We start from the raw sequence: 17684 nt of genomic DNA, 5'->3' as shown, positions 1-17684 counted from the left end.
TGGATGGTGTAAATTAATGGATGAATAATTTACTCTTAAAATTATAACAGAACAATTAAAGATTTTTATATGTAATATTGCATATAAAGGGTAAACAACAATAATTTCTTTTCATAAAAATAAGCCCCTGGTGAAAATGATGAGTAACCCTTTTCCATATGAAATGAACTTGGTATAAAATGAAAGATTACAAGTATAAGATTCTATGCTTAGTAATCCCTCACTTTAAGGTATGTCTTTGGGGAAGTTTTGGGAGTTCAATCGATTCTGAATAAAATTGATAGTATCAGTTGCAATTTTTTTACGTTTAAGGACAATCCCGGCATGCCCACATGTATAAATATATCGCGTAGGTCTTTCCCAGGATTCCCACAAATAGTCCGTATCCTCAGAATGTACATAAAGATCATGCTTGCCTGAAATTAATAAAATATTTTCTTTTTTTACTTTTGGTAATGCTTGACTCGGTTCAGTGATTTTCCAATAAGCTATTAAATCATCATACGTAACACCATGATGTTCCAAGTCTTCTCTAATAAATTTACCTGGATTTGTCTTCCAAATTGAATAAGAGAGTCGATTCGCGTAGAAAATGGATGCTAACACATCAATTTCTGGTTCAACAAGAGATGTTAAGTTAGTAATAACTCCACCTAAACTGATTCCTATTAAAATCAAGGGACCATTTTTATTTGCTTTAATCCATTTGATCAAAGTTCGTAAATCAGCTACCGCTTGTTTAGTTGCTTCTACAGTTCGTTCAACATTGGCACTTACCATGTACTCTCCACTATATAGGGATTGGTTCGGTTTTCTGTCAAAATGATATGGTAAAGTGAAATAATACATATTCCACTTCAAGTTGGTCATATGGTCGTGGAATATTTTTTTTACACGTTCGTTAGAATCCATTCTCCAACCATGAACAAAGATGACATGAGGTGCATCTTCATTTTTATGTAAAAATAATTCCCCAGTGACAGAATCGTTGCGTGAATCACCAGATTGAACCGAGCTTTTATATTTGAATTGTCCAACCATGTATTCCTTTTCTTGTTTTAAATGCTTAATGTTAAAATGAATATGAGATGGTTTTACTTTATAAAAAAATTCTATGTCCTTTATATATAGTGAGGTGTTAGAAAGAGAAGTATACTGAAACTTTACACTTCTTTTTTTGTGCAAATCATACAAGGCGTATCGATCAATGAGTTTTGAAAAAATCAAATTAACCTCCTCCAAAATACATATCGTCTAAAAGATGGACAAAATTTATGCTGTAAATTAATTGTAAAATATTCTCTTTTCCTAATAGTAGATGCTTGAATTATAAAACAGGTGGGGAATTTGTATATTATATTATAAAGCTATCAATAAAATAAAACTATAAATATCTTTTACAAAAACCTAAAAAGCAAGTTAATATTCTCATTCATAAAAGAGAACATTAACTTGCTTATTTTCGTATCAAAAGGTACACCTTTTGAAGTGACGTAATTTATATGAAAGACAATGTGTCAATTTGTATATTTAATACAGTGATAGTTACCATAATTTTCGAAGCCTATAGTTAATTAACCTTACAATATACGTCTTTTTGGTATATGAATAGCTATATTCATTAGAGAAAGAGTTTTAATCCTTCATGAGAATCTTTAAAACCTAATTTCTTATAAAAGTGTAAAGCTTCTTGTCGTTCTTTATCTGTTGTTAACTGTACTAAATGACATCCCCGTAATTTAGCACGTTGAATAGCCCATTTAATAAGTTTACTTCCTATACCTTTACCACGTTTTGATGAGGCTGTCCGTACACCCTCAATTGTAGCTCTCCACCCCCCTTGACGTACAATGTAAGGCGTAAATGTAATTTGTTGAATACCGACAATCTCCATCCCATCACACGCTACAATCAACTCGTTATTTGGATCACAATCAATAGCATGAAATGCTCTTATATAACTATCAGGGAGTGGTGTTTCATAGCGCTCTCTTTTATTTCCTAAAACATCATCAGCAAGCATTTTTACAATTTCATCTAAATCATCTGCCGTTGCAATCCTAAATGTTATAGTTTCTGTCACTATCAAAAAACCTCCTTAATGTATGCACTTGTTACTTTTATTTTACTTGTTTAAATACAAAAGGTTAAATTATAAAATATTATGAGTCTCTATAACTTTTTCTTATAGATAGCATAAAAGCCTAACTTATAAAATTATAAGTTAGGCTTTTTAACACAATATTATTATTAGAGAATCCGACCAACTTCAATAAACCTCCATATTCTTTAATGAATTTTCATATTTAACAAGCACACATATAACCATCCAAATAGGGTGGTTTTTATTTGTTGTATAGAAATTACGTAATAAGCATGGATTTGTATGCTCTCATTCAATGCTATCTAAAGCCATAACTTCCTTGCCAATATTCAAAAACGATTACGTTTTTGAATATGTGTTCCGGTCTTTCTTGACCAGGTCAATGAATAACTACACATAAACTCCTTATATCTCTAGATAAACTACCGATTAGCTCCATATAGACTCTAGATAACCTATATAAAATACAAGTTATCAAGGAGGTAAGAAAAAATGAACTTTATGAAACGAGCAATTCTCAGTATGAAAAAAAGAGTAGGAACATCATTAATTTTGATGGCAGTTTTCCTAATTGTTACAAATTTAGTGTTGGCAGGATTCACAATCCAAAATGCATCAAAAAAAGCTGCTGATGCAGCAAGAAAAAAACTCGGTGCAGATGTTACTTTAAGTCTTGATTTTGACAAATTAGGTCAACAAGCTAGGGAAACTGGAGAGATGCCTAATCCACCGAAGCTTAATACAAAAGAAGCAGATCAATTAGCGAAGTCAAAGTATGTAAAAGACTATAATTACATAACTAGCACTCTCGGAATTTCTGACGGACTTAAACTAGTAGGGGCTTCAGAAGGAGAAGAAGAAGGAAAAGGTAAGGCGGGAATGGCGGCTGTACGAGGCGGTTCAGGCTCCGGTACAGAAATAGATATGAATTCTTCTTTTATGATTGAGGGAGTTCGCAAAACTGCATTACAAGAAAGCTTTAAGAATGGAAAAAGTAAAATCATTGATGGGAAACCAATTACAGAACAGATGAAAGATCAGAATGTAGCTTTAATGGAAAAACGATTAGCGGAATTAAACAACTTGAAAGTAGGAGACAAAGTTAAAGTGCAATCAGGGGATAAGAAGGAAACCCTGGAGGTTGAAATTATCGGTATTTATGAAACGAATGAGCAAGCAATGGGGCAACAAGCTCCTCCTATAATGGATCCAGCTAATAAACTATATATGCCGCATTCAACTATGAAAAAATTAGAAATAGATCAAGGTATAAGTAGCATTCAAGTCGTGTATTTCTTGAAAGATCCACAAAACATTGAAGCATTTAAAGAAGAAGCAAAAAAATCTGATATTGATTTTAATTATTATAAATTAGATGCACATGATTCGTTGTACAAACAAATGATTGGGCCTATCGAAAATATCTCATCTACTTCTCAAATGATTATTTATATTGTATCAATTACAGGTGCGATTATTTTAGGGTTAATCATTATGTTATCGATTAAAGCACGTCGTAAGGAAATGGGGATTCTATTGTCCATTGGAGAGAAAAAGTGGAAACTGATGGCGCAGTTCGTAGTAGAAGTAGTATGTATCGCTATTTTAGCATTTGGATTATCCATAACAACAGGAGCGAAAATTTCTCAATTTATAGGGAATAATTTACTTTCGAGTGAAATTGCTACAGCAGGAGAAGAAACAAACACACCACAAAATGGAACTGTAATGGTAGCTGGACCTGGTGGAACTGTACAAAATCAAAAAGAGGATCCAATTGATAAAATTAATGTAAGTGTAACTGGAGAAGATGTAGGGAAAATGGGGGGGATTGGACTAGCTATTGCTATATTAGCAACGCTTCTTCCAGCATTATCTATTCTACGCCTGAATCCAAAACAAATTCTTTTAAAAGATGAATAAGGAGGCTCGATATGGAGACGATTTTACAATTTAAAAACTTAGATTATTATTATGAAAGTAACGGAAAAAAAGTAGCGATACTAGAAAATGTTAACTTTTCTTTTCAAAAAGGACATTTCTACACGATTCTAGGACCATCCGGATCTGGTAAAACCACTACGCTTAGCTTAGGTTGTGGGCTAGATATACCTAAAAATGGTTATGTACTATTTAATGGAAAGGATATTCGGAAAATTGGTTTGGATCGGTACCGTAATCAAAATGTATCGGTAATTTTCCAATCTTATAATTTGATTACCTATATGACTGCTCTTCAAAATGTCTTAACAGCAATGGAAATTACAGGTGTTAAAGTGCAAAATAAAACGGCAAGGGCGTTAGAATTATTAGAGAAAGTAGGACTTACAGAAGTAGAAGCGAAACGAAATGTTCTGCAACTAAGTGGCGGGCAACAGCAGCGTGTAGCAATCGCTCGAGCGTTATCTTGTAATGTTGATTTACTGATTGCGGATGAGCCGACAGGAAACCTCGACGAAGAAACGGCAATGGATATAATAGAACTGTTTCAAGAACTTGCACATAAAGAAAATAAATGTATTATTGTTGTGACGCACTCACAGGAAGTTGCTAAAAAATCAGACCGTGCAGTCTATTTATGTAAGAAGAAGTTGGTAGTAAACGAAATTTAATATCACCCTAGTTTTTTAATTCACATAATTTTCGAAATCAGTTTCTTCAAATATTTATATTTGATATACAATATAACCAAGCCATAATTAAAATGGTCTCCCTGTATTGAATGTTAAGATAGTTTGTTATTCCCTTTTTAACAATTTTTAGAAAAGAACTTGTAGTATATTCTACAGGTTCTTTTTGTTATGATCGGTTTACTATATCATTGAAGAATTGCATATAAAAAACGGGACAGTATTTAGGTGTATGATCTAAATACTGTCCCGTTTAATTATTTATTTGAAAAAATGAACTAGCTTACATCTCATGTGATAGATTTTATAAATAAGAGCGTTTAATTGTCCATGGCTCTAAGCACTAACCATTTGGAATAAAGATGCAATGTATCAGTTATACTATGTAATATTTATTCATTACAAAATATGGTGGTATGTATGACTAAGCAAACAATTACTTTATTTCAAGTTTCTATGATACTCATTGGTAGTATTGGGATAATTAATCATGTCATTATGATTCCTATGTTATTAGATACCTCAGGTAGAGATTCGTGGATCTCTATCATATTAGTAAGCATTATATACTTGATTTGGATTTCATTAATATTCATCATATATAGAAACATAAAAAATGAACACTTGTTTTCGTGGTTAAAAAATAATTTTGGGAAACTCAGTGTATATCCAATCATATTCATAGTTGTGATTTATTTAATAACAATTGGTGTCGTTGCACTAAAAGAAACATTAACCTTTTTCTCCTTTTATTTACCAGAAACACCTCACTTTGTATTAGGAATACTTTTTTCAATGATTTGTCTCTATAATGCTACAAGAGGAATTCAATCTATTGCACTTACAACAGGTGTTTTGTTACCTATTGTATTCCTACTTGGTTTTTTTGTAATGTTTGCAAATGTTCCGCATAAAGATTATTCTTTACTTCAGCCAATGATAGAAAATGGAATGAAGCCAGTATTTAAGGGAATGGTTTATCCTGCAGCAGGATTTTTAGAGTTGATTTTTATTCTTTTCTTACAGCATCACATTTGTTCAAAAGTCAAATTATATCAACTGATCGCTTTGGGAATGGTTATTATCGGTATCACAATAGGCCCAGTTATGGCAGCTATTATAGAATTTGGACCTTTCGTAGCAGCAAACCAACGATATCCAGCATTTGAAGAATGGAGACTTGTGTCAATAGGAAGGTACATTGAAAATTTAGACTTTCTCTCCGTGTATCAGTGGCTTGTAGGGATCTTTATTCGTCTATCACTTGTTGTTTTTCTTATACCAGATTTGTTATCAATTACAAATCGAAAAACGAGAAATGGGATTATGTTTGCAATACTTTCATGTATTTTATTAATAAGTATACTACCCATCAGTGACTCTAGTTTCTATTGGTTTGTATCTCAAATTATTTTACCAGTTTCAGCTTTAGGGCTATTTTTGTTTTCTATCTTACTAATAGTGTTTGTATGGGTTGCTAAATTTAAGAAAAGCTCTTAAAAGAGTATGGGGATGTATTTTATATAAGGTTGCTGAGTTTGAAGGAGACAACGTAGATGAACAAACAAGTAGAAATAAATGAGAAGATAATACTAGAGTGGTTTGAAGGATGCAACGATGTAAAAGTAATAAAGCGTGAATTGGATGAGAAAGAAAAAAGGAATTCAGTATTGTTTATGTATTGTCAAAACTTAATTGACAATACAAAATTAAAACAAGCCACATCATCCCATGTTTGCAAAGAGCTTTTAAGTAATTCAATAGAAGAGTTTAACCTCTCAACATTAATTCCCCAGTTATCAGTAAAGAAATTAGATATGGTAAATTCGAATGAAACTATCTCTCAGATTATATTTGAAGGTAACCTCCTTATTATTTTTGAAGAATCTAAACATGGATATATAGTTGATATTGCCCAAATACCTACCAGATCGGTTGAACAAACAAATACAGAGATGACCATTCGTGGTGGACGTGATGGATTTGTTGAAGAGTTAAACACAAATATAGGATTAATTAGAAAAAGACTAAAAACGAGTTCTCTTAGTTATGAAGAATTTATTATTGGAGAAAGAACACAAACTAAAATAGCACTCCTGTATTTAAAAGATGTCGCATCCCAAGATATCATTAATCAAGTTCGATTAAAATTAAGACAAATTAAAATAGACGGGGTTGTTTCAAGTGCACAAATTGAAGAGTTAATCACAAACAATCAATTTAGTGTATTTCCTTTAGTCGAATATACAGGGCGCCCTGATTATACTGTGAATTGTTTGCTATATGGGCGTTTTATTTTACTGGTTGAAGGGTCACCAACAGCGACAATTGCACCAGTTACATTTCCTTTTTTTGTGAATACATCTGAAGATCAAGATCTTTTCTACATATTCGGTAGCTTTGTACGACTTGTAAGTCTTTTTGGGATAGCAATTTCTATATTTCTTCCAGGAATTTGGATAGCACTAATTACATATCATCCAGATCAGATTCCCTATACGTTGCTAGCTACATTAAGCTTATCAAGAGAAGGGATTCCTTTTCCAGCTCCTTTAGAGGGGATAATTATGATGACCTTATTTGAAATTTTGAGACAAGCAGGATTGCGTGTTCCTGCCGTATTCGGTCAAACATTATCTGTTGTAGGGGGATTAATTATTGGACAAGCTGCTATTAGTGCAGGAATTGTTTCAGCATCTATGGTCATTATAATAGCAATCTCGGTTGTTTCGACATTTGCTTTAACTAATCAGTCAGTAACAGGAATAATAAGTATATTGCGGTATGTAGTATTCTTAGTATCTTCTTTATTAGGCATAGTAGGATTTATCTTTTGTGTCCTTGTGATGGTGATACATGTAGTAAATTTACGCTCTTTTGGAGTTCCATTCTTTACACCATATTCACCCCCTGTGTTTAAAAGTATGCTAGCAGCCACATTTAGACTTCCTTTCACGTATATGAAAAAAAGACCTAAAGAATTGCATACGCAAGATAATACAAGGAAAAGAGAGAGTACCGATGAAGAAAAATAAAAGAATAGTTATATTTCTTTTTATGATGTGTACGTTTCTAACAGGGTGTTGGGATCAAAGAGAGTTGCATCACGTTTTGTATATAAATAGTCTAGGTATCGATTTTAAAGATAATAACTATATCATCCGTCCGCAATTTATTAATTTTTCTAACATAGCTAAACAAGAAGGGAGCACTACCCGTAATTACAGCCAGGCCTATATCGGAAAGGGAAAAGGCCCCATTTTAGATGAGGCAGCATTTGATTTTTATAAGGGTGCTCAACAAGAAATCTCATGGGAGCATCTCAAAACAATTGTTGTAACAGAGAGATTTCTAAAACATGGTGACTTAAATCAATTTAATGATTTTTTTTCTCGGTTTTTTCAATTTCGAGATACTATGTGGATATTTGGAACTAAGGAGCCTTTAGAAAATATATTAGCGAACAATAATATATTAAATATTTCTCAATTATATACAATCATTAATTTACCAAAAGAGATAACCAAGCAATATACAATAATAGATCCTTTACCTTTATATAAATTCCAAAGAAATTATTATGAACCTGGGATGACAACTCGCATTCCATTCTTAGCTACGACTAAAACATATTGGAAAAAAGGACATACATCATTTCCAATGTTAAAATTTAGTGGTTATGGTTTTATAAACGATAAATCCTATATAAATCATTTAAACAGCCATGATATTGCTGGGGTTCGATGGACGGATGAAAATACCAAACGAGCTCCATTACTATTAAAATTTAACAAGAAAATCATTGGACATATAGTATTAAAAAATCCAAAGATAGATACAAAGCATTTTATTAAAAATGGAAAGTTACGTATGCTTATGAACATCCATTTCGATGCTGATATTTTTCAATTAATAAATTCTATGCCTGTAAATGATATTAAAAAAATTGCAGAGGACCAAGTTGAAAAAGAAATTAAAAAAACGTACCGAAAAGGAATCGAAAGAGGGATTGACACGTATCAGTTATCACATTCCTTATATCGGCAGAATTCTAAATTGTGGAAACAATATAAAAAAGAGGGGGGGATACCCCTTCAAAATAAAGAATTAGATTTAAATGTCTCGATTAATATAGCTACAAATGGAAAATCTAAAAATATGCGTAATATGATTGAGCATTAGAATGGTTGAAGATGAAAGGAAACGTAAAATATTAACTCTAAATAGGAGATTCGAACGCGAAAGACCACTACGATGTGGTGGCGGAATGGGATGAGAGTTCGATTAGGAGCAGAAGGAGGCTTTTACCTCCTTCGTTGTCTGAAAATACGCTTACACTTCTTAGCGTTTAGATAAGTACTAGTCTTTAAAACTAAATGTGCCGTAAAGTAGGAGCAGCTTAAATTCATTACTATGATTTATTTGTTACTTTTAAAGCGTCTAACACTATTTTAGTTGCATTTGCAATAAGTTTATCATCGTATTTCGCATCTTCTTTCGCATGATTAGAAAGTATCGCAAGAATAATTGGCTTTTTATTTGGTGGCCAAATGATTGCAATATCATTCCTTGTTCCATAAGACCCAGAGCCGGTCTTATCGGCTACTTCCCATTCTCCTGGAACTCCAGCACGAATTAAGTTGTCCCCCGTAGTATTTCTTTTCATCAAATCTATTAAAAAGTTCCGTTTCTCAACTGAAAGTATATCGCCTAGCGCGTATGCTTGAAGACTAGTAGCTAATGCCTTTGGGGTACTAGTATCACGAGTGTCTCCTGGCTGCACTTCGTTTAATTCTGGTTCAAAACGTTCAGGATTTGTGACAGTATCTCCTATTTCTCTCAGTGATTTTTTGAATTCACTTGGCCCACCTAATTGCTTAAGAATAAGATTTTGTGCAGTATTATCGCTATATCGAAGGGAAGCATCCGCAAGCTCTTTCAGAGTCATACCTGTATCTACATATTTTTCAGTAATTGGATTGTAATTCACAAGATCTTTGCTAGTATACTTAATTCTTTGATCTAAATTTTCTATTGATTTCTTTTGTAACAGTGCTCCAACAGCAAGGGCTTTGTGGGTAGATGCGTATGCAAACCGTTCATCTGAACGATAAGTAACGGTTTGATTCGTACCTGTGTCTAATGCATAAATACCAAGTTTAGCATCATATTCTTTTTCCAGCTTTACAAAAGAATGATTACTTGTATTTTCTTGTTTGGTTTGTTTCGGTGGTGCGGATTGAATATTACTATTGGAACAGCCTATAAGCGTTACACATGAAAGTAATACTACAGGTAACATCTTTTTATAATGCGAAATGTGAAAAAACTTCTTTGAAACTATCATACATTTTCAACCTCTTTCAAGAATATATGGATTTTGTATAGGTATTTTACATACCTATACAATTAACAAATGCACAGGATAGCACTCATCTTGTGTTTCTTGCATTACAAAATGAGAGAACTACCAAAAGCACCTTTTTTATACGTAATAGACAATCTAAGTAACACATTTGTTCCATTTATGATTAAGGTTTTGAATATATCCATTAATTTTATTTATAAGAATCACAAAATCCATCTTTTTTGCACGCCACTTAATTTAATGTGGATTTAGATTGAGTTTACCTCGTAATGGGAATTTCAATTGGATTGCGCATATATAACAACCTCGTTCCGGACAGAATAAGTAATAACAACTACTGATTTCATTTTAAGTGAGGTGTTATACGATACATACGACAAAGCAAAAAAGACTTGTGGTGCAAAGTATAACTACATTTAGTCTACTAATAACGACTATCTTTACACCCATGCTTATTTACATTGTTTATGGATTACAGATTTCGAAAGGCTTTGAGGGATACTGGCCATCAATCCTGTTTTATACAACTTATATGACGGGTGTGTTTATCTGGATACCTATTGTGAATAAGGCTGGGATTCACCGCTCCTTATATTGGACTGTTTCTATTCTGATAGTATCATTACTTAGTGTTACTTTCTTTGGATGGAGTTCAAGATGGCTAGAAATAAGTGCGTTAGTTTCTGGTTTTGCAGTTAGTACAATTTCTACCATGACGAGTACTTTATTGTTTCTACATGTGGAAGGCGGGGGAAAGGTTTATAATAAAAATCAACAAGCGATTATTATTGGTATCGTTTTTCTTTTACTAATAATCGTTTTGTTAGCGATTAGTTTTTTATCGCCGCCGCTGATAACATGCATATATGGGATTTGTTTAATCAGTATCCTTTTTGCTATAAAAAAAATGCCGAGAACAGAGTTAGCCAAAGGGCTTTTACCTATCTCCATCGTATCGGTTGTAGGAAAGTTTCTTTTTGTCTCAATGCTTATTCTTTTGATTCGAACAAGTCGTAACATAAATAATGAACAATATATTTTTTATTTTTTTCTACTTTCTATAGCGCTTATTTGTTTCATGTTTTTGAGTTTGTTGAAAGGAAAGTTCTTTCATAAACTTTCATCTTCTTTACCAATCCGCTTAAAGGCAGAATCATTTTTACTTGGATTAGGAAATGGATATTTATTTTTGATGGGTATTTTTTATAGTTTTACTTTCTATAACATGTTAACCTGTATTTTCATTGTAGTGGGACCATACCTATTAGGGATTTTGATGTCCATATTTTTAGATATCAAAGCTGCTAAGAAAGTTAATCCAATCCATTTGTTTTTAGTAAGTACTTTAATCATGATATTCGGGTTTTATTCTCCAATATTTATAGTCCTTAGCGTTACATTTGGAAGCTATGCCATTAATAGTATTTCTTCTCAAAATAATATGAAAGTATATATGGTGAATGCTACACATAGAGAGCTTTCTTTACTCATTTACACAACATGGAGAAATATGGGGAATATATTTTTACAATTTTTTATATTGATTGTGATTGTGGGAGTAGGGGTGTTTTACGATGTCGAATGGTCGCAACTTTTCCAAACAATTGTTGGGAAGGGTCAAATGCAGATTGAAGGGTTATCCGTACAACGATTGATGTTTATGTTAGCAATTTGCTGTTGGCTTGGCATGGTGGGCTTAGGTATGTGGATTGGTAAAAAAGCTAATCCCAATATTGCTTAAAAAGTAACTCGAAAAATATCAATACTAAAACTACAAAAAACAAACAAACTCGTCCTACTAAGAGGGGAGTTTGTTTGTTTTTTGTTTAGATAATGGAATGTTCATGCAAAATTGTACACTATGTTCCATATTTTTTATAGAATATTTTATATCTAGCGTTTCAAGAATTTGTTTAACAATATATAGCCCCAAACCACTTCCTCCAGTATTTCGATTCCTTGATTTTTCAATTCGATAAAATGGTTTGAAAATTTGTTGTATATCCTCTTCTTTAATATTGACACCTGTATTCATAATTTGCATTTTGATTTGACCTTGTTTAGAATCCTCACTTAACTTTATATAGACTTTTTCATTATGTGGTGAATACATAACCGCATTATGGATAATATTTTTACATGCTTTTTCAAAAAGAACACGATCTGTATAAACAGAAAGATCAGAATCAATTTCTTTTATTATTTGGATGCTTTTTTGAGAAGCAAAAAATTCGAGATCTTTTGTGATTGTATCTATTAACTTCGAAAGATTAACTTCTTCTACTTTTAGTTTAAAGGTGTGTTGTTCTAATTTCGACATGCTTAAAATTTCACGGACTAATTGTTCCATACTTTCAATAATTTGATGATTTTTCTTTAAATATTGATCACGATTTTGATAAGGGCCAATATTGTATATCATCCCTTCTAAGTATCCTTTCATTACAGTTAGAGGGGTCTTTAATTCATGTGCTACAATCGCAAAAAACTCTCTGCGTTTTGTTTCTATTTCTCGTTCTTTTTCAATATCATTTTTTAATTGTTGATTTGCTTTTTTTAAATCAAACATAGCTTGTTGTAAGTTAATAGACATGTCATTCAAACTATTAGATAATTCTCCTAACTCATCTGTAGAGCGAACCTCAATTTTTTCGGAGAAATCTAAATTTGCCATCTTTTGTGCACCCTCATTAATATAAATAAGTGGTTTTGTAATAAACCTGGAATAGAAATAAGCACTCCCTACACCAATTATGAGTACAATGATACTAATATAGGGGAGAAAGCGTACTAAAACCTGTGAAGCTTCATCAATTGGTTGAAATGTAGCAAAGACTATAAGCGTTAAACTACCATCTTGGAATTGAATTGGTTTCGTAACGTTATATGAATTGCTAAGGGTACCTGCATTCTCGAACCGTGTGGATCTAGTAACTACTGTTGTTTGCGAACCATTTTGAGTAAAAGAAAATGAAGGAGAGTATTTAATTATTCCCTCATTATTTTGAAGATAAAGCATCGCATTATTTTTTTTTGCATATTCATCAAAAAGTGGTATCGCATCTTGAAACGTAAGATCTTTAGATTTATCAATGATTTCTTTTATCCCTGTTTGAAGTTGATCTGTTTTGTATTGCTCATAAAACGTAGGGAGAAAGAAGTATAAAGTTAAATAAATCAATACTGCAAAGGATAACAAAATGAGAGAGGTAGTCATAAAGAGTTTATAAGTAATTTGCTTCATCTTCATGATTTTCACAATACTATTCATCAATTTTATAACCAATACCCTTTATTGTTTTAATATAAGGGATAGCTAACTTTTTACGTAGGTTTTTAATATGTGTATCAATTATTCGTGTTTCTCCAAAATAATCGTACCCCCAAACTTTTTCTACGATATTTTCTCTTGTGAGTACTTTTCTCTCATTTTGAAATAGTAGTTGTAGAATTTCAAACTCTTTTGTCGTTAATAAAATTTCAACGTCATTTACATATACTCTATATGCATCAACATCGATACGTACTTCTTTAAATACCAAATGATTATTTACATTTTTATCATAACTTCTTCTAAGTACAGCTTCGACTCGTCTAATCAAAACATGAAACGAAAAGGGTTTTGTTATATAATCATCGATTCCAAGATCGAAACCTTTCATTTGATCTTCCTCTTCTTCCAATGCAGTTAGCATAATAATTGGTACGTTTGACTGACTTCGAATCATCTTGGATACTTCAAATCCATTAAGATTGGGCATCATTACATCTAGAAGAATTAAATCAAAGGATTGCTTATTAAATTGTGTCATACCCTCTAATCCATCTGATGCAACTACAACTGTATACTGTTGTGTCATTAAAAATTGTTTAATTAATTCCTGAATTTCTTGATCGTCTTCTACCACGAGAATATGATAGTTTTTCATAATATCACCTCTGGTAGTCATTATAGCCTTACTATCTGGAGTTTATGTGGAGATGAATAGGACGTATATCTTGTTAGCTCTACGTTCAAGATTGTGTGTTATCAACTAATAAGTATTAATAGCCACATAACTTTTTTACGGATAAATAATTGTATGCTTAAAAAAATACTCATCGTATAAAAAGATGAGCGATTAATATTTACAAAAAACTAATGTATAATAATGTAAAATACATGTAATTTCTTAAATTGTATGAAAATATATTTTCGCTTCTTTACCAGAAGGGGAAATAGAAAATGAATTTCAATAAAAAAGCCACCGAAATAGTAGAGCGTAGAGCGCGTACCACAAACTTTGGAGTTTTTTTATCTAGTTTCTGTTTAATCGTTAATCACCTACATAACAATTCTCCGGCTAAACCAAAAGTTTAAAGTGGGGGTATTTATATAATGTGAGAAAGGTTGTGAAATGATTTGAGGGGTTATAAAGCAATGCTATTTGATTTAGATGATACGTTACTTGATAGGGATATGGCAGTAGATAAATTGTTCTCCATTATTTTAGAGAAGTTTTATGAGGATGTTAAGCAACATGCAGTAAAAAACATTATGTTACAGAAATTCAAAGAATATGATAAAAAAAGCTATGGTCACAGTGATAAAGTAATGGTTTTGGAATCATTTTTTAATGAATTCCCATCGAAATATAGATTACCACGCAATAGTATTCAAGATTTTTGGAATAATAATTTTCCTAAATGTTTTTCTATAAACCAAAGTACTATTAATATTATAAATACTATAAAGTTGCATGTTAAAGTTGGAATTATAACAAATGGATCAACTCAGAGACAAAAAGCTAAAATAATTAACACGAATTTGAATCGTCATTTTGATACAATCATTATTTCTGAAGAAACGGGATTTAGTAAACCTGACAAACGCATATTTGAATTAGCATTAAAGAAGCTAAATGTACAACCAGAAGATGTACTATTTGTTGGAGATGACTTAGAAAAGGATATTGCTGGTTGTCAAAATGTAAATATAAAGGGTATATGGTTTAACCCTCATATGATCACGAATACTACCGAAATAAAACCATATGCCGAGATTAATACCTTGGATAGTTTGTTAAGTTATGTCACTCCACAATATTTTTATAACAAGTAAAAACAATTTGGAGAGATGAATTTTCAAAAATATTTAAAAGATAGATTATCCTTAATTTCATTGACCGTATGAGAAGTATAAAACTATATTTATATTTGTAGTTAAGATAAAAGAATCCATTTTCATGATGTAATACGTATCACTCAAGTAAGGGCTAAATGGTATAGAGGGAATTTTGAGCCATGATCAATATGAAGAGCTGCAAAGCATGTTTACTACATGATGTGTAAATTATAGAGGAGTGAGACTATGGAATTAGAGAAAATAGTAACCGGCGGAATAAATATTGCTGTCGTAAGAAACGATACGTTAGTAATATCTGATGTTCAATCTGCATTAGATCTTTTGGCAACAGTTCAATATGAAGTAGATTCAAAGCGTATTATTATCCACAAATCTTTAATAAGTGAAAGTTTCTTTGACTTAAAAACACGTCTTGCGGGTGATATTCTTCAAAAGTTTATAAATTACAGAGTAAAGATTGCTATCGTTGGAGATTTCTCTATGTACACTAGTAAAAGCTTAAAAGACTTTATTTTTGAATGTAATAAAGGTAATGATTTTTTTATTTAGCAACTGAACAACAAGCAATTGAAAAGTTAAGCTCATTGAAGTAAATGATATAAAGTGTATTTCGAAAGAGGCATCCGTTATGGTGCCTCTTATTTGTATTCTGATACAAATATGTTTTCGGAGTTTGTACCGGTACAGTAACTGTAAATATGCATGGATACAGTACCTCATAAAATTTACAATCAGCATATATTAGTTTAACTTATAATTTTTAAGGGGTGCTGAATATGACAAGTTTACAAGATCAGCTTTTTAAAAGATTGAACTTTGAAAAACATACTGAAGTGAAATTTGAAGAATTAAGTACAATGCTTTTTGCATTTGCGCATACAATACCGTTTGAAAATTTAGATGTTATAGCAGGTAATACAAATGAAATTTCAAAAGAGAACTTACAGAAGAAAATATTAACAAGTTCGCGTGGCGGGCTTTGTTATGAATCAAATACTCTTTTCTACTATTTTTTAAAAGACTGTGGTTTTAATGCTCAGCTAGCATTAGGAACAGTTTATAAAAATGATATTAATGCATGGGCACTTGAGGACGGACATATTACTATTATTATAAATTTTGATAATGAAACATATTTAATTGATGTAGGGATTGCTTCGTTGGTACCTCTTGTTCCAGTTCCGTTTTCTGGGCAACCGGTTTCTTCTAAAAACGGCATGTACCGTGTGAGACGGAAAGATACAAGCAAAGGAAACTATGTTTTAGAAAGAATGGATGTTGATGAAGAGTGGAAAGTCTGTCATGCTTTTTATAATCATGTTATTGATGAGTCAATTGTAAATGAGGTTCAAAAAAAGGTGATAGAAGATGAGAAGTCTATTTTCAATAAAGGGCCGATTGCAGTAAAGTTGACGGATTCTGGTCATGTTTCCTTAACGAATGCTAGTTTAACTGAAATTATTTACGGAGAAAAAAGTAAGCGTGAAATTACAGGGAATCAATATAGAGAACTATTACATTCACTTTTTAATATTGAACTATGAAAAAGTGAATAGCCGACTCCTATTTGGAATCGGCTATTTTGTTATTTCGAGCCAAGTAGATTCCGTTCTCAATTTAAAGTTTGATTTTCTTAATAGATATAATACACTAGAACAGTATAAAAAATATATAAAATGAATATTGAATGTAGAGGAAGATTATTATGTCAGTTATCGATAAATTGAAACTTAATAAGTATACGAATATGGTGGTTATTAACGAACCGAACGATTATGAAGTGTTTGGAGATAAACCAACTACATTTTCTAAAGAGCATGATGCTGTTTTTATTTTTGTAGAAACGCTTGATGAGATGGTAGAGCATACAAATTTCATTATTAAAAATGAAGAGTTGTTACTTGAGAAAGGTTATGTCTTTTTTGCTTATCCGAAAAAAGGTAATGCTCGTTACAGTACTTTTATTCATCGTGATGAAATGTTTCCAGCGTTAAATGTTGGAGAAGATGGATATGTAGGAAATAGTGATATTAAATTTGCGCGAATGGTAAGTATGGATGACGTTTTCACTGTTGTTGGTTTAAAACGTGAAAAGAAAAAAGCAAAGAAAACGCCTGCTGCAAGTCAATGTGTTGCTGATTATGCTGATCGAATTCAAGATGTGGAAGCATTATTGGCTAATCATCCCACTGAACTTAAATTTTATCAAAGTTTAACTCCTGGATATCAAAAAGATTGGGCACGTAATTTATTTTCTGTAAAACAAGAAAAAACACGTGAAAAACGTCTTGAGAAAATGATTGAAATCCTTTCACAAGGCTATAAAACAATTGAATTATTCCGTAAGAAGAAAAAATAACGATTAGGAACGTCACAATGATGCAACAATTAATTACGTTGAACACATTGAAAAAAGGATTCCTTTCAGTATACTAAAGTATGTTCTTATATTTAAAT

The 17684-nt window shown here is 31.8% G+C and carries 14 protein-coding genes and 1 pseudogene; 10 read left to right on the top strand and 5 right to left on the bottom strand.

The annotated features are described in order from the left end of the window. Positions 1–225 precede the first annotated feature (225 nt). Positions 226–1227: an alpha/beta hydrolase gene (locus ABH959_RS12130; protein ID WP_002085366.1), complete on the bottom strand. Its 1002-nt coding sequence runs from the start codon at positions 1225–1227 to the stop codon at positions 226–228. A gap of 394 nt (positions 1228–1621) precedes the next feature. Then, positions 1622–2083 carry a GNAT family N-acetyltransferase gene (locus ABH959_RS12125; RefSeq protein ID WP_002085364.1) on the bottom strand — a complete coding sequence of 154 codons (462 nt, stop codon included), beginning with the start codon at positions 2081–2083 and terminating at the stop codon, positions 1622–1624. Between the two features lie 513 nt (positions 2084–2596). Here ABH959_RS12125 and ABH959_RS12120 point away from each other — a divergent pair. From ABH959_RS12120 to gerXC, 5 genes are all read left to right on the top strand, one after another. Continuing rightward, complete coding sequence (locus ABH959_RS12120; protein ID WP_404492631.1) at positions 2597–4027, top strand: ABC transporter permease; 1431 nt, start codon at positions 2597–2599, stop codon at positions 4025–4027. 11 nt (positions 4028–4038) lie between these two features. Next, positions 4039–4716 (top strand): ABC transporter ATP-binding protein, encoded by a 678-nt coding sequence (locus ABH959_RS12115; protein ID WP_404447814.1) that lies wholly within the window; start codon positions 4039–4041, stop codon positions 4714–4716. A gap of 438 nt (positions 4717–5154) precedes the next feature. Further along, positions 5155–6234 (top strand): spore germination protein GerXB, encoded by a 1080-nt coding sequence (gene gerXB, locus ABH959_RS12110; RefSeq protein ID WP_404447811.1) that lies wholly within the window; start codon positions 5155–5157, stop codon positions 6232–6234. A 56-nt stretch (positions 6235–6290) separates the two neighbouring features. Then, complete coding sequence (gene gerXA, locus ABH959_RS12105) at positions 6291–7769, top strand: spore germination protein GerXA (protein WP_404492630.1); 1479 nt, start codon at positions 6291–6293, stop codon at positions 7767–7769. Next, entirely contained in the window at positions 7756–8916 is a 1161-nt protein-coding gene (gene gerXC, locus ABH959_RS12100; protein WP_000739710.1) for a spore germination protein GerXC, read from the top strand. The genes gerXA and gerXC overlap by 14 nt, the downstream gene beginning before the upstream one ends. A gap of 229 nt (positions 8917–9145) precedes the next feature. Here the strand turns inward: gerXC and bla are convergent, their stop codons facing one another. Further along, positions 9146–10081 (bottom strand): class A beta-lactamase, encoded by a 936-nt coding sequence (gene bla, locus ABH959_RS12095; protein WP_404447804.1) that lies wholly within the window; start codon positions 10079–10081, stop codon positions 9146–9148. Between the two features lie 469 nt (positions 10082–10550). On the opposite strand from bla, the gene ABH959_RS12090 reads away from it, so the two are divergent. After that, positions 10551–11843, top strand: a complete 1293-nt coding sequence (locus ABH959_RS12090) for a hypothetical protein (RefSeq protein WP_002168309.1) — start codon at positions 10551–10553, stop codon at positions 11841–11843. Between the two features lie 57 nt (positions 11844–11900). Here ABH959_RS12090 and ABH959_RS12085 read toward each other — a convergent pair whose 3' ends face one another. Both ABH959_RS12085 and ABH959_RS12080 read right to left on the bottom strand, forming a co-directional pair. Continuing rightward, a complete protein-coding gene (locus ABH959_RS12085; RefSeq protein WP_404492635.1) occupies positions 11901–13373 on the bottom strand; it encodes a sensor histidine kinase in 1473 nt (490 codons plus the stop codon). Next, the gene (locus ABH959_RS12080) at positions 13366–14031 is read right to left on the bottom strand and encodes a response regulator transcription factor (protein ID WP_000800741.1); all 666 of its coding nucleotides are present in this window, start codon (positions 14029–14031) and stop codon (positions 13366–13368) included. The genes ABH959_RS12085 and ABH959_RS12080 overlap by 8 nt, the downstream gene beginning before the upstream one ends. A gap of 491 nt (positions 14032–14522) precedes the next feature. Here ABH959_RS12080 and ABH959_RS12075 point away from each other — a divergent pair, with 491 nt between their 5' ends. The 4 genes and pseudogenes from ABH959_RS12075 to ABH959_RS12060 all read left to right on the top strand — a co-directional run bounded on the left by ABH959_RS12075 (position 14523) and on the right by ABH959_RS12060 (position 17586). Continuing rightward, positions 14523–15203: an HAD family hydrolase gene (locus ABH959_RS12075; protein WP_016104955.1), complete on the top strand. Its 681-nt coding sequence runs from the start codon at positions 14523–14525 to the stop codon at positions 15201–15203. A 249-nt stretch (positions 15204–15452) separates the two neighbouring features. Further along, positions 15453–15820 (top strand): annotated as a pseudogene (locus ABH959_RS12070) (DUF4180 domain-containing protein). Positions 15821–16003: 183 nt separating this feature from the next. Then, the gene (locus tag ABH959_RS12065) at positions 16004–16771 is read left to right on the top strand and encodes an arylamine N-acetyltransferase family protein (RefSeq protein WP_078181463.1); all 768 of its coding nucleotides are present in this window, start codon (positions 16004–16006) and stop codon (positions 16769–16771) included. 161 nt (positions 16772–16932) lie between these two features. Next, complete coding sequence (locus ABH959_RS12060) at positions 16933–17586, top strand: YdeI/OmpD-associated family protein (RefSeq protein ID WP_016104957.1); 654 nt, start codon at positions 16933–16935, stop codon at positions 17584–17586. Positions 17587–17684 lie beyond the last annotated feature (98 nt).

The sequence above is a fragment of the Bacillus sp. RC51 genome, from assembly GCF_044908115.1.
Classification (GTDB): Bacteria; Bacillota; Bacilli; order Bacillales; family Bacillaceae_G; genus Bacillus_A; species Bacillus_A mycoides.
This window is presented reverse-complemented; position numbering and strand designations above follow the sequence as displayed.

What these genes read in the sequence shown, in the direction of transcription:
- ABH959_RS12120 (WP_404492631.1), top strand. Translation starts at nt 2,597, where the DNA reads ATGAACTTTATGAAACGAGCAATTCTCAGTATGAAAAAAAGAGTAGGA.
- ABH959_RS12115 (WP_404447814.1), top strand. Translation starts at nt 4,039, where the DNA reads ATGGAGACGATTTTACAATTTAAAAACTTAGATTATTATTATGAAAGT.
- gerXB (WP_404447811.1), top strand. Translation starts at nt 5,155, where the DNA reads ATGACTAAGCAAACAATTACTTTATTTCAAGTTTCTATGATACTCATT.
- gerXA (WP_404492630.1), top strand. Translation starts at nt 6,291, where the DNA reads ATGAACAAACAAGTAGAAATAAATGAGAAGATAATACTAGAGTGGTTT.
- gerXC (WP_000739710.1), top strand. Translation starts at nt 7,756, where the DNA reads ATGAAGAAAAATAAAAGAATAGTTATATTTCTTTTTATGATGTGTACG.
- bla (WP_404447804.1), bottom strand. Translation starts at nt 10,081, where the DNA reads ATGATAGTTTCAAAGAAGTTTTTTCACATTTCGCATTATAAAAAGATG.
- ABH959_RS12090 (WP_002168309.1), top strand. Translation starts at nt 10,551, where the DNA reads ATGCTTATTTACATTGTTTATGGATTACAGATTTCGAAAGGCTTTGAG.
- ABH959_RS12085 (WP_404492635.1), bottom strand. Translation starts at nt 13,373, where the DNA reads ATGAATAGTATTGTGAAAATCATGAAGATGAAGCAAATTACTTATAAA.
- ABH959_RS12080 (WP_000800741.1), bottom strand. Translation starts at nt 14,031, where the DNA reads ATGAAAAACTATCATATTCTCGTGGTAGAAGACGATCAAGAAATTCAG.
- ABH959_RS12075 (WP_016104955.1), top strand. Translation starts at nt 14,523, where the DNA reads ATGCTATTTGATTTAGATGATACGTTACTTGATAGGGATATGGCAGTA.
- ABH959_RS12065 (WP_078181463.1), top strand. Translation starts at nt 16,004, where the DNA reads ATGACAAGTTTACAAGATCAGCTTTTTAAAAGATTGAACTTTGAAAAA.
- ABH959_RS12060 (WP_016104957.1), top strand. Translation starts at nt 16,933, where the DNA reads ATGTCAGTTATCGATAAATTGAAACTTAATAAGTATACGAATATGGTG.